12 protein-coding genes and 1 pseudogene are annotated in these 11884 nt (G+C 67.6%); 6 read left to right on the forward strand and 7 right to left on the reverse strand.

What is annotated here, in order from left to right; translation table 11 throughout:
- The first annotated feature begins 789 nt into the window (after window positions 1-789).
- A complete protein-coding gene (locus JMF82_RS20550; protein ID WP_201316392.1) occupies window positions 790-1506 on the forward strand; it encodes a glycosyltransferase in 717 nt (238 codons plus the stop codon).
- Window positions 1507-1693: 187 nt separating this feature from the next.
- Window positions 1694-2062: a DUF488 family protein gene (locus JMF82_RS20555; protein ID WP_201316393.1), complete on the forward strand. Its 369-nt coding sequence runs from the start codon at window positions 1694-1696 to the stop codon at window positions 2060-2062.
- Here the strand turns inward: JMF82_RS20555 and JMF82_RS20560 are convergent.
- Both JMF82_RS20560 and JMF82_RS20565 read right to left on the reverse strand, forming a co-directional pair.
- Window positions 2040-2999 (reverse strand): patatin-like phospholipase family protein, encoded by a 960-nt coding sequence (locus tag JMF82_RS20560; RefSeq protein WP_201316394.1) that lies wholly within the window; start codon window positions 2997-2999, stop codon window positions 2040-2042. The genes JMF82_RS20555 and JMF82_RS20560 overlap by 23 nt on opposite strands.
- Before the next feature lie 154 nt (window positions 3000-3153).
- Entirely contained in the window at window positions 3154-4137 is a 984-nt protein-coding gene (locus tag JMF82_RS20565; protein WP_201316395.1) for a YafY family protein, read from the reverse strand.
- Window positions 4138-4280: 143 nt separating this feature from the next.
- Between JMF82_RS20565 and JMF82_RS20570 the strand changes: the two genes are divergently transcribed.
- Both JMF82_RS20570 and JMF82_RS20575 read left to right on the forward strand, forming a co-directional pair.
- Window positions 4281-5183, forward strand: a complete 903-nt coding sequence (locus JMF82_RS20570) for a hypothetical protein (protein WP_201316396.1) — start codon at window positions 4281-4283, stop codon at window positions 5181-5183.
- Window positions 5184-5296: 113 nt separating this feature from the next.
- Window positions 5297-6112, forward strand: coding sequence for a DUF481 domain-containing protein (locus JMF82_RS20575; RefSeq protein ID WP_201316397.1), 816 nt, complete (start codon window positions 5297-5299; stop codon window positions 6110-6112).
- A gap of 105 nt (window positions 6113-6217) precedes the next feature.
- Here the strand turns inward: JMF82_RS20575 and JMF82_RS20580 are convergent, their stop codons facing one another.
- Window positions 6218-6382, reverse strand: coding sequence for a hypothetical protein (locus JMF82_RS20580; RefSeq protein WP_201316398.1), 165 nt, complete (start codon window positions 6380-6382; stop codon window positions 6218-6220).
- A gap of 46 nt (window positions 6383-6428) precedes the next feature.
- Window positions 6429-7346, reverse strand: a complete 918-nt coding sequence (gene hemC, locus JMF82_RS20585; RefSeq protein ID WP_201316399.1) for a hydroxymethylbilane synthase — start codon at window positions 7344-7346, stop codon at window positions 6429-6431.
- A gap of 146 nt (window positions 7347-7492) precedes the next feature.
- Here hemC and JMF82_RS20590 point away from each other — a divergent pair, with 146 nt between their 5' ends.
- Window positions 7493-8149 (forward strand): hypothetical protein, encoded by a 657-nt coding sequence (locus tag JMF82_RS20590; protein WP_201316400.1) that lies wholly within the window; start codon window positions 7493-7495, stop codon window positions 8147-8149.
- A 15-nt stretch (window positions 8150-8164) separates the two neighbouring features.
- Here the strand turns inward: JMF82_RS20590 and JMF82_RS20595 are convergent, their stop codons facing one another.
- From JMF82_RS20595 to JMF82_RS20605, 3 genes are read right to left on the reverse strand one after another with little or no spacing between them, the layout of a single operon-like run.
- Window positions 8165-8869: a LytTR family DNA-binding domain-containing protein gene (locus JMF82_RS20595; protein ID WP_201316401.1), complete on the reverse strand. Its 705-nt coding sequence runs from the start codon at window positions 8867-8869 to the stop codon at window positions 8165-8167.
- Window positions 8850-9911: a histidine kinase gene (locus tag JMF82_RS20600; RefSeq protein WP_201316402.1), complete on the reverse strand. Its 1062-nt coding sequence runs from the start codon at window positions 9909-9911 to the stop codon at window positions 8850-8852. The genes JMF82_RS20595 and JMF82_RS20600 overlap by 20 nt, the downstream gene beginning before the upstream one ends.
- 46 nt (window positions 9912-9957) lie before the next feature.
- Window positions 9958-10623 carry a carboxylesterase gene (locus JMF82_RS20605; RefSeq protein WP_201316403.1) on the reverse strand — a complete coding sequence of 222 codons (666 nt, stop codon included), beginning with the start codon at window positions 10621-10623 and terminating at the stop codon, window positions 9958-9960.
- 263 nt (window positions 10624-10886) lie between these two features.
- On the opposite strand from JMF82_RS20605, the pseudogene JMF82_RS20610 reads away from it, so the two are divergent.
- Window positions 10887-11884 (forward strand): annotated as a pseudogene (locus JMF82_RS20610) (PD40 domain-containing protein); the annotation flags it as partial.

Genomic DNA, 11884 nt, shown 5'->3' on the forward strand with positions numbered 1-11884 from the left:
CGCGTCGCGACACCGGTGGCTGCGGTTCGTTGTGGGAGCGCACCTTGTGCGCGACCGCGGACCGGCAGGGTTGCCTCGATTCGCGATCGTCGCGACGACGCAAGGCCAAGGTGCGTTGCAACGTGGCGGTCGCGCACTGGGTGCGCTCCTACAGAGATAGGAGAGGTTTTTGCGAGCACCCACCCCTCACCCCAGCCCTCTCCTCGCTCCTCAACGCCGCGACCATCCATGGCCGCTCCCCGCGTGCCCCGGAGGGGAGAGGGAGAAAAAACGGCGGTGCGGTGCGAATAGATCCCCTCAGGGCTCAACAACGTTGCCTTAAGTCCTCTCCGCTACGGCGCGTGGCGGTGTGGCGGCTCCGTTCGAGGTAGAAATGAGTGCACCGCGGCTGGCCTCGCTCATCCGACGCTCCTATCCCGCATATCGCTATGAGCCTTGGCTCTGAAGGCCATTTTCTTTGGGTTACTTTTCTTTTGGGCCAGCAAAAGAAAAGTGACTCGAGCGCCGGCAGGGGATCGAAACGCCCGCCGCGCAGGCGGCATGCTCGCGGTAGCGGAGCTACCGAAGGCAATAACCCAATCTCAAAAAACAACCATGCAGCCCACCGCGAAAGGCTGTCGCGCACAGGGTGCGCTCCTACAGGGGAGTGGCGGCCTGGGTGCGGCCTCGGCGTAGGCATTGCGGCCAGCGTGCCCAACGCAGAAACGCCACCCCTGACGCCAAGCCTTCCACCCACTAGAATGGCGCCCTGGCGCCAGGCGCCCCCAATTTCCAGAGAAGGCCCTCCCCATGCCCCAGCTGTCCGTCGTCGTGCCGGTGTTCAACGAGCGCGACAACATCCCGCCGCTGCTCGCCGAGATCGCTGCCGCCCTGCGTGGCAAGGCCGATTTCGAGATCGTGTATGTGGATGACGATTCCAGCGACGACAGTGTGGCGGTGCTGGCGGCCGAGAAGGCGAAGTATCCGGAGCTGCGCATCGTGCGCCATCTGACCCGCAGCGGCCAGAGCACGGCCGTGTGGAATGGTGTGCGCGCCGCGCGTTCGCCGTGGATCGCCACCCTGGACGGCGATGGCCAGAACGATCCGGCGGACATCCCCAAGCTGCTCGCCGAGCGTGACAAGACACAGGCCGATGTGCGCCTCTTCGCCGGCTGGCGTACCACGCGCCGCGACAGTTTCAACAAGCGCATTTCCTCGAAGATCGCCAACGCGGTGCGCTCGCGCATGCTCAAGGATTCCACGCCGGATACCGGTTGTGGCCTGAAGCTGTTCGAGCGCGACGTGTTCCTGCGCCTGCCCTACTTCGACCACATGCACCGCTATCTGCCGGCGCTGGTGAAGCGCGCGGGTTTCCAGAGCACCAGCGTGCCCGTGGGCCATCGTCCGCGCACGGCCGGCACGTCCAAGTACGGCATGCTCGATCGCCTGTGGGTGGGCATCGCCGACCTGCGTGGCGTGGCGTGGCTGATGCGTCGCGGCAAGGTCACCCAGGTCGAAGAGATCTAAGCCGCCCGCCCCGCGCTCCCTGGCAGGGGCGCATCCGGTGCGCGGGCAAAGGCACCCCGCCGCCACGCCGGGCATCCAACGGAAGGCGGCCGCCGGCCCGATGCCCGTTTCCGTCCGCACCACCGCATATCGACGCATTTTTCATGGGCGTATGCTGATGATCTTCCCTTTGGGAGACCGCCCGCCCATGAGCATTGCCGTCAAGCGCATCTACGAGCCCGCCGCCAAGAGCGACGGTTATCGGGTATTGGTCGATCGGCTGTGGCCGCGGGGACTGAAGAAGGAAGACGCGGCGCTGGATGCGTGGAGCAAGGAGCTGGCGCCGTCGCAGTCGTTGCGCAAATGGTTCGGGCACGATCCGACCCGTTGGGAAGGTTTCCGGCATCGCTATGCGACGGAGCTCGACGATGCCGCGGAGTACTGGCAGCCGCTGGCCAGCAAGGCGTCGCGCCGGCGCATCACGCTGCTGTATGGCGCGCGCGACGAAGACTACAACAACGCGGTCGCGCTGAAGTGCTACCTCGACGCCTGGCTCAAGGCGCACGGACCCCATTGACCGGACGGTTGGGCCGCCAGCCGGCCAACGCTGCCCTGGCTTGCAGGCGTCCCTGTTCGATCAGCTCGCGCGCGCGATAGAACTCGTAGACGTTGGCCACGTTGCGCGGCAGGCGGATGAGCAGGTCCGGCTCGTAGGCGGCAAGGCGCAGGCGCGACAGGTTGGCCTGCATCAAGTCCATCGACTGGGTGAGCAGTTCCAGCATGCCGGGTTCGCGCGGCCTGTCGCCGACCTGCGGCATCAACTTGCCGATGAAGTCGGTGATGCGCGAGCGATAGCTGTCCGACGTCTCGCTGGGCGTGGCGGGCACTTCTTCCGGCGTGCTGACGTCCGGCGGGCCATCGACGCTGACGGCGAACAGGTAATCCGCGGCTTCGCGGATCAGTGGCGTCACCGGCACCGGGTTGAGCAGGCCGCCATCGACCAGGCGACGCTCCGACAACGTATGCGGGCGAAATACCGTGGGAATTGCGATGGACGCGCGGATCGCGTCGAACAGCGGGCCACGCGTGAGCCACACCTCGCGCTCACGGTCGAGGTCGGTGGCGACGGCGGTGAAGGCCAGCGGCAGGTCTTCGATGCGTGCATCGCCGATCAGCTCGCGCAGCGTCTCGATGATGCGCTCGCCCTTGATCAAGCCGCCGCCGGAGAAGGTCCAGTCGACCAGCTTGAGCACGTCCATCCTGGCGAGCGCGGAGACCCAGTCGCGATAGACGTCCAGCTTGCCCATCGCGTAGATGCCGCCGATCAGCGCGCCCATCGACGTGCCGGCGATGGCCACGATGTCGTAGCCCTGCGCGACGATCTCCTCGATCGCCCCGATATGCGCCAGTCCCTTCGCGCCGCCGGAACCAAGCGCCAAAGCGATGGTCGGTTTCCGGATGGCGTTGGTATCGGACGGAAGAGCTGGGGATTCGGCGATGTCGGTGGGCTTCATGAAACGCGCGGCGCGGCGGCGGTCGATGCCGCTAGCCTCTCGCCGGCGTGGCGCGATGGCAAGTGTTCGCCTGCGCCGCACGGCGTGCGCAAGCTTCGAACGTCGCCATGGCCCCTGCGCGGGCGGGCGTATCCCGCGCCGCCGCCAGGCGGATTCAGCGCGGCGCCTGCTGGTAACCCGTCAGCGCCAGCTGCAGCTGGATCTTCATTTCCTCGCGCAGCGAGAGCGGCGCCACCACTTCCGCATCCGGGCCGTACTTGAGCACGTCCATCAGCAGTTCCTTGGAGTTGGAATAAGGCACCTGCAGTTCGTAACGGCCGTCGGAGAGCCATTCGCCCTTCTGCTGCGAATGCCAGTGCTCATCGGCGACCCAGCGCGCGGCGTGCTGGGAGAAACGGATGGTGGCCCACGCCTTGGGCTTGCCGGCGAAGATGCCGTAGCTGGAGGCGAGCGCGTCGTTGAGCTCCTGCTCGGCCACGTCGCGCGCGGGTTCTTCCAAGGCCTGCGGTTCGGCGATGCGGTCGACGGCGAAGCTGCGCAGTGCCTCGCGGTCGTGGTCCCACACGTCCAGGTACCAGTTGTCGCGATAGTGCGTCAGGCGTTGCGGCGACACGTGGCGATGGCTGTCCGCATTGGTGGTGCGTGCGCGATAGCGGAAACGCAGCTGCTTACGTTCGAGCACGGTGCCGGCGACGATGCGGAATACCTGCTGGTCGAGCTTGCGCTCGCCCCACGCGATGACGCGAATGCGTTCGATCGGCAGCGCCTTGCCGCTGCCCTGGTCGGAAAGCAGGTGTTCGATGCGTGCCTTGAATGGCGCCAACGCACCCGCAAGTACACCAGGACCACTGCGGCCGATCAGTTCGTTCAACGCGAGCAGCGCGGCCAGTTCGTCGGAGGTCAGCCACAAGCCCGGCAGTTCGAAGCGCTCGCCTTCGCCCACCGCATAGCGGAACGCGGCATGTTCGCCGCCCGCGCTTTCGATGGGCGCGCCGAGCGCATCGCGCAGGAACGCCACGTCGCGGTACAGCGTGGCACGCGAGCATTCCAGCTCGTCCATCAGGCGCGGCAAGGGCACCGGGTAATGTGCCGACTTGAGCAACCGGTGCAGGGTGAGAATGCGCTCGTAACGATCCATGAAATGATTTTCGCCGGCAGTCTCCGCGTAGCATGCGCACCGTTGGCGACCGCTGCAAGTACATCGGATGGCGGAATGTCATGGCATCACGCCGCGGTGATGCATCCATGATCCGCCCTTCACGCACAAAAGACACAAAACTCATGAAGCAGCGCCGCGCGACCAGGCAGCACGCCGACTTCGACTCCCACGAGGGCTCGCCACTCGTCCGACCGCGTCGGTTGGGCAGTACCTTGCTGGTGGTCAGCGGCCACGACGGCTTCGGACTGTGGATGCTGGTGGGCCTGGCGCTTGCCGTCGGCATGTTTCCCGATGGCCGCGGCGATGCGCTGGTGGCGCTGGGACTGGGCGGCCTGCTGGCGGTCATCGGCCTCGTCGCCGCCTGCCTGCATTCCCCGTGGATGCCGAGCTGGCATGGCTGGACCATCGGTCGCGGCACGTGGCCCAACCGGGACGCCTTGATCGCGCTGGCCACGCTGCTGCCGGTCATGGCCGTGGCGGGCCTGGTACGTGGCGACAATGCGTTCTGGGCCACGCGACTGGCCGGCGTGGCGCTCGCCCTTTGCAGCCTGGCCGGCATCATCTTCACCGCGCGTGGCGATGCCCGGCGCCAGGCGCCGGGCATCGACGAACAGCTCGCGACGCAGCTGCCGCTCAGCCGCGTGGTGTCCGCCACGTATGGCGGTGGACTGTGGCTGTGGTCTTGCGTCGCGGGGCAGCAGGGCGCGGATGCGAACCGCCATCCCATGGCCTGGATCATCGGCCTGCTGCTGCTCGCGCTGCTGCGTGGCCTGATCGAAAACCTCCGCTGGCAGGCCGTATTGCCGCGCATGCCGGGGCCGCGCACGCGCTTCGAACTACAGCCGCGACGCTATCTGGCGGCCCTGCTGGCCTATGCCCTTCCCTGCATGGGGCTGGTGCTGGCCAGCTTCGGCCAGGGGCTCGTGCCGATCACCCTGCTGGCGGCTGTCAGCTGCATGATCGGTATGGCCCTCGAGCTGACTTTGTATGATGGGGCCCTGGCGGCACTCCCCGATAGCCGCTGAATGGCTCTGCGGCGCCGTTTCCGCCCCGCGAGAAGCGCCCGATTCACTGGCAGTTCAATCCGCTCCGCTAAGGTGGCGGCCTGCTTTGTTTTAACAAAAATGGAACGAATACCATGAAGAACACCCTGATGGCGGGCGCCTTGCTCGCAGCGCTGGCCAGTTTTGGCGCGCAGGCCGACGATGCGCCGGCCACCAACAACCCCGCCGACAACGGCGGCTGGACAGGCTCTGGCGAATTCGGTTTTGCGTCGGCCCATGGCAATTCCCGCTCCGAGAACGCCAATGCCAAGCTTGGCCTGAGCCAGGAAAACGACCTGTGGAAGAACAACTTCTTCCTCAACGGCCTGCGTTCGAAGGGCGATGTGGAAGTGGTGGACCAGCAGGGCAACACGGTCGATCGCCTCACCACCACCGCCAACCGCTACGACGCCGGCGCCTCGGTAGGCTACAAGCTCGATCCGCGCAGCTACATCGTGACCGCCGCGCGCTACGAGCACGACGACTTCGGCGCCAACCTGTGGCAGGGCATCGTCTCGGTGGGCTACGGCTACATCGCGCTGAAGACCGACCGCACCGAGCTGTCGTTCGAAGCCGGCCCCGGTTACAAGCGCTATCGCCCGGCCGATACCGAGGAGACGGTGAACGGTGAAACCGTGAAGGTGAAGCAGGATTCGCAGAGCGAAGTGGTCGGCCGCGGCCTGGTCAACTACAAATACCGCCTCACCGACAACACCGCGCTGGAAGACACCCTGCTGCTCGAAGCCGGTTCGAAGAACAAGTACTACCAGAACGACATCGGCCTGTCGGTGAGCATGACGCGCAAGATGGCGCTCAAGCTCGGCTACCAGGTGCGCTACAACAGCGACGTGCAGCCCGGCACCGAGAACACCGATACGTTGCTGACCACCAACCTGGTCTACAACTTCTAAGCAGCACCGCTGACCTGTAGGAGCGCACCCAGTGCGCGACCGCGGAGCTTCGGCGTCACCGCTCCGTCGGCTTTTCGCGCACTGGGTGCGCTCCTACAGAAAGCGCTAGGCGTTGAGCAGTGCGCCGGCGCCCGGCTCGAACAAGGCCGCGGCCACGCGCTTGCCGAGTGCTTCGGCCTGATCGCCTTCGGCCAGCAGCAGCCGGCCACCGGAAGCACGCTTCCCTTGTAGGAGCGCACCCAGTGCGCGACCGCGGAGCTTCGGCGTCACCGCTTCGTTGGCTTTTCGCGCACTGGGTGCGCTCCTACAGAAGGCGTTACGCGTTGAGCAGTGCGCCGGCGCCCTGGTCGAACAAGGCCGCGGCCACGCGCTTGCCGAGTGCTTCGGCCTGATCGCCTTCGGCCTGCGCTTCGGCCAGCAGCAGGCGGCCGCTGCTGACGTCGCCCACCATGCCGCGCAGGTGCAGGCCGCGTTCGGTGACGGTGCACCAGGCGCCGACCGGCACCGTGCAGCTGCCGCCCAGGGCGTGGTTCATCGAGCGCTCGGCGGTGACGGCCAGGCGCGTTTGTGCGTCGTCCAGCGCGGACAGCAGTTCGAGCACGGCGGGCTGGTCGCTGCGCGCTTCGATGGCGATGGCCGCCTGGCCCGGGGCAGGCAGCCAATCCGGCGCGGTGAGGCGGCTGCGGATGCGCGAAGCCAGGCCGAGTCGTTCCAGGCCCGCGCAGGCGAGCAAGATCGCGTCGTAGTGGCCCGCATCGAGCTTGGCCAGGCGCGTGCCCACGTTGCCGCGAAGGTCGAGCAGCGTCAGGTCGGGCCGGGCGGCGCGCAGCTGCGCCTGGCGGCGCAGCGAGGACGTACCCACGCGCGCGCCCAGCGGCAATGCGGTGAGGTCGGCGTAGTCGTTGCTGACGAAGGCATCGGCCGCGTCGGCGCGCGGCAGGATGGCCGGCAGGGTGAAGCCCGGCTCCAGCTCGGCCGGCACGTCCTTCAGCGAATGCACGGCCAGGTCGGCGCGGCCTTCGAGCATGGCCACTTCCAGTTCCTTGAGGAACAGGCCCTTGCCGCCGATGGTGGCGAGCGGCTTGTCGAGGATCTCGTCGCCACGCGTGGACATCGGCACCAGTTCGACCACGAGAGCGGGATGGGTCGCGCGAAGTTCGGCGGCGACGTGCTCGGCCTGCCACAGGGCGAGCGCGCTCTTGCGGGTGGCGATGCGCAGGATGGATGGCGTCATGGGGCTCTCGGCGGAGGCGGCGCGATGCGTCGTCGGGGGCCCATATTGTCGCGTAATTGCCGTCAAGACGCAGGTGGCGGAAGCGAAGCGTGTCGTCGCAGGCCGGGTTATGCTGAAGGCGTCCGATGACCGCAAGGAGCAATGTCATGGCGATGCATGCATGGGTCTGCACGATCGGGTTGGCGTTGGCGGCCAGCGCCGCCCCACCGGCGAACGCGACGTCGACGTTGCCGGTCGTCGCCCCGGATGGGCAGCGCTATACCGACGCGGATGTCGTCGCGCGCGGTTTGCCCGAAGCGCCCTATCCCGCCCTGGGCAGCCGGGGCCTGTTTCCGCAAACCCCGACCGTGCGGCGGCTGACCGATGAAGCCTGGCTGGCGGCGAGCTACCAGCGCGAGCGCGCCGCACACATCAACTTCTCCCGTGCGCTGCGCATCGCGCCGAACGACCGGCGCCTGTTGTGGGCCTATGGCTGGGGCATGCTCAACCTCGATCGCCCTGCGCAGGCACTGCAGGCCTTCCAGCAGAACCTTGCGCTGCGCCCCGGGCAGCGGCCGATGTGGGTACCAATGGCCCTGGCGCTGACCTACATGGCCGCCGGGCAGCGGGAACTCGCCGTCGCGTGGTATCGCACCGCGGCCGCAAGCGATCCCCGGCGCTTCGGCGACGCCGCCGCCACGTTGCGTACCACGCTCTACTGGACCACGCGAGAACGCTCGCTCGTGCGCGAGCTGATCAGGTCATCGGCGCAGGTCGAAGAAGCGGCGCCGGGCGCGTTGCCTGGCGATCTCGCGTCACGTTGATCGAAAGCAGGAGCGTCAGCCCATGCGCAGCAGCTTGCGCAGCGTGGGCAGGTTGCGGCGGCTCACTTCCGGCGTGAACTCGGTGCCGCTGAGGCGGGCCAGCACGCGGCCGTCGGCGAGCGTCTTGAGCCCCACCAACCGTTGCGAGGGCACCAGGCAGTTGCGATGCAGGCGGATCAGCTGCTCGGGATAAGCCTCCTCCAGCTGCCGCAGCGATTCCTCCAGCAACAGCTGGCCGCCGCGGTGCTGCACCACCACGTATTTTTCCTCGGCCAGCAGGCTGATCACGTCGTTCAGCGCCACCCTCACCTGCTCGCCGCGCAGTCGTCCGTGCAGATAACTCACCGTGTCGCGCGGCATCTGCTGCAGGCGCTGACTGGCGCGCTGCAGGGCTTCGTTGAGTCGTTCGAGGCGCACGGGCTTGAGCAGATAATCGACCGCGCCAAGGTCGAACGCGTGCAACGCATGGTTTTCGTACGCCGTGCAGAACACCACCAGCGGCCGCTTGCGTCCGGCCAGGCGCTGCGCGAGCGCCGTCCCGGTGAGGCCGGGCATGTTGATGTCCAGCAACAGCACGTCGGGCTGCAGGTCGCCGAGCGCGGCCATCGCGGCGTCGCCGTCGCCGACACTGCCGACGAGCTCGACATCGCCGCATTCGCCGAGCAGCGAGGCAAGACGCGCGCGCGCCAGCGGTTCGTCGTCAACGATCAGTACGCGCATGGTGTCCGGGAAGCTGCAGTCGCACGACGAAGCGATCGCCGACCGGGCCGGCGGTGACGCGCCCGCGGGCGCCGTAACGGAAGGCCACGCGCTGGCGTACGTTGTCCAGGCCATGGCCGTGGCCGGCCGGCGTGGGGGCGCCGGCCAGCGGGTTGTCTATCTCGATCACGATGCCGTCGCCGTCGCGCCGCCCTCCAAGGATGATTTCTCCGCCCTCGCGCAGCGGCTGGATGCCATGGCGCACCGCGTTTTCCACCAACGGCTGCAGCAACAGGCGCGGCAGGGGGTAGTCGGCGGGCAGGTCGTGCAACTCGCGGCGTATGCGCAGTCGTTGGCCCAGGCGCAGCTGTTCGATATCGAGATAGCGATCGACCAGCCCCAGCTCTTCGCCCAGCGTGCCGTCGCGCGTGCCGTGCTCGCCCAAGGCGGCACGGAACAGTTCGGACAGGTCTTCCACCGTGCGTTCCGCCGCCGCCGGGTCGACGCGCACGAGCGCCGCCACGGTATTCATGCTGTTGAACAGGAAATGCGGACGGATGCGCGCCTGCAGCGCCGCGACCTGCGCCTGCGTCACCGCGGCCAGGCGCGTCTGCCATTGTGCCTGCAGGTAGAAGTAGCGCAGCATCGCCGCGCCGAGCAGCGCGGTGATGGCGATGTTGTTCTGCACGAAATCGCCGGTGGTGTCGGTGAGCAAGCGCATCTGCATCGCGCCGTCCATCCAGTGCACGATCGCGCTGCCGACGGCCACGATCAGCACCATCGCCAGCCACACGCCCGCATACGGCGCATGCCCGGGCAGCCGTTGCAGCAGCGGGCTCAGCTTACACAACGCCACGCCGATCACCATCGCCAGCCATTCGGCGAACAGCATGCCGACGCTGTAGCCGCGCCAGCCATGGCTGTTGTTCGGCGCCAGCCACATCACGGTGACGGTGATCGCGCCCACGACCAGCAGCGCGAAGATCACCGGCGCGCTGCAGAAGTCGGGCAGCGGGTGCTGTCCCCGTTGGTCGGTGGCGGGCGGATCCTTGGACTCCCTCATGCGGCGGAGTATGCCGCAACGCACGCCGGGGCTTCTGCGATGTCGCTCAGCTCGCCAGGCGCGCGGTCATCCAGTGGCGCAGGTCGGCCACTTCCTCGGCGCAGACCGAATGCGGCATCGGGTAGGTGTGCCACGACACCTGGTAGCCCAGCGACTGCAGCAGGTCGCGCGAGCTCACGCCGCGCGTCAGCGGCACGATCGGATCGCCGGTGCCGTGTCCCCAGAAGATGGGCGTCGCGGTGTTGACGTCCGTGCGTTCCGCGGCGAAAGACTCCTGCATGGGCAGGTAGGTCGACAGCGCGATGATGCCGGCGAGGCGATCGGCATGGCGCAGGCCCGCGGACAGCGCGATCGCGCCGCCCTGCGAGAAGCCAGCGAGCAGGATCCGCCCGGTCGGCACGCCGCGCTCGTTTTCCCGGGCAATCAGCGTTTCCACGCTGGCGTTCGATGCACGCATGCCGGTTTCGTCCTGGCGCGACACCAGGTCCACGCCGACGATGTCGTACCACGCGCGCATCGGCATGCCGCCGTTGACGGTGACCGGGCGCACCGGTGCATGGGGAAACACGAACCGCAGCGCCGGCCAGGCGGGCGCGACCAGCTCCGGCACGATGGGCGCGAAGTCGTTGCCATCCGCGCCCAGGCCATGCAGCCAGATCACGCTATGCGTCGGGTTGGCGGAGGTTTCGATCTCGACGGTGGGAAGGGACATGTGGGGTTCTGCCGGGGGGGAAAGGGGTACCAGAGAGCCTGCCGCGCGGCACGCCACGAACTCATTGAACGCACCACCCGCACATCAGCCGACAGAGGACCTGTTTCATGGCGAGGGCCACGCGGCGAATGGGGACGAATGCCGGGCGGCCAGGCTAGCCAGCAAGACTAGCTGCCTAGGCGGCTACTTTGAACCCATACCAACGGCGCTTGCCAGCGCCGCGCGCACCGCTATGCTCCGCCCTTTTGACTGTGGAGCTCTCCATGCGCCAGCTGCTGTTCGCCAGCCTTGCCGCCTTAGCCGCGCTTCCCGCGGCAGCCATGTCGCCACCTGCGCCGGGCGGACAGCTGGATTTGGAGACCATCATGGCCAACCCCGACTGGATCGGCGCCCCGGTGGAGTCGCCCTACTGGAGCGTGGACGGGCGCAGCCTGTACTACTCGCTCAAGCGCGACGGCAGCAAGGTGCGCGACCTGTATCGCGTCGATCCGGCCACCGGCCAGAGCGTGAAGCTCGATCCGGCCGCGATGGCGCAGGCCGAGGGCCCGGCGGTGTTCGACCGTTCGCATCGCCATGCCGCCTACATCTTCCACGGCGACGTCTTCATGCAGGACCTCGCCACCGGCCGCCGCGTGCAGGTGACGCAGACGCCGGAGCCGGAGTCCTCGCCGCGTTTCTCCAGTGACGGCCGCTCGCTGCAGTTCCGCATGGGCATCAACTGGTTCGTCTACAACCTGGCCACCGGCGCGACGGCGCCGGCCGCCACGCTGCGCTTTGGCGACGATCCGCAGGCCAAGCAGCCCGACGCACTGGGTCGCGAACAGCTGGAGATGTTCAAGTCGCTGCGCGAGAACAAGTCGGACAAGGACGCCCAGCGCACGCGCGACGACGAACTGATCGCCGCCGATGCCGGCCGGGCGCCCAAGCCGATCTATCTCGGCGAAAGCGGCGAGCCGGCCGATACCGAACTCTCGCCGGACGGCCGCTGGATGGTGGTCGTCACCAAGCCCAAGGGCAGCAAGGGCGGCAAGCGTCCCGAAGTCACCCACTACGTCACCGAATCGGGTTATGCCGAGCAGCAGGAAACGCGCAGCTACGTGGGGCGCGACGATCCCGCGCCGCAATCGCTGGTGCTGGTGGACCTGAAGACCGCCCAGTTCTATCCGCTGAAGACCGATGGACTGCCGGGCATCAAGGACGACCCGCTCAAGGACATCCGCGCCAAGACCATCGCCGCGCTGCAGAAGGACGGCAAGGCCGA

Source organism: Dyella sp. EPa41, from assembly GCF_016586165.1.
In the GTDB taxonomy this organism is placed as follows: Bacteria; Pseudomonadota; Gammaproteobacteria; order Xanthomonadales; family Rhodanobacteraceae; genus Dyella.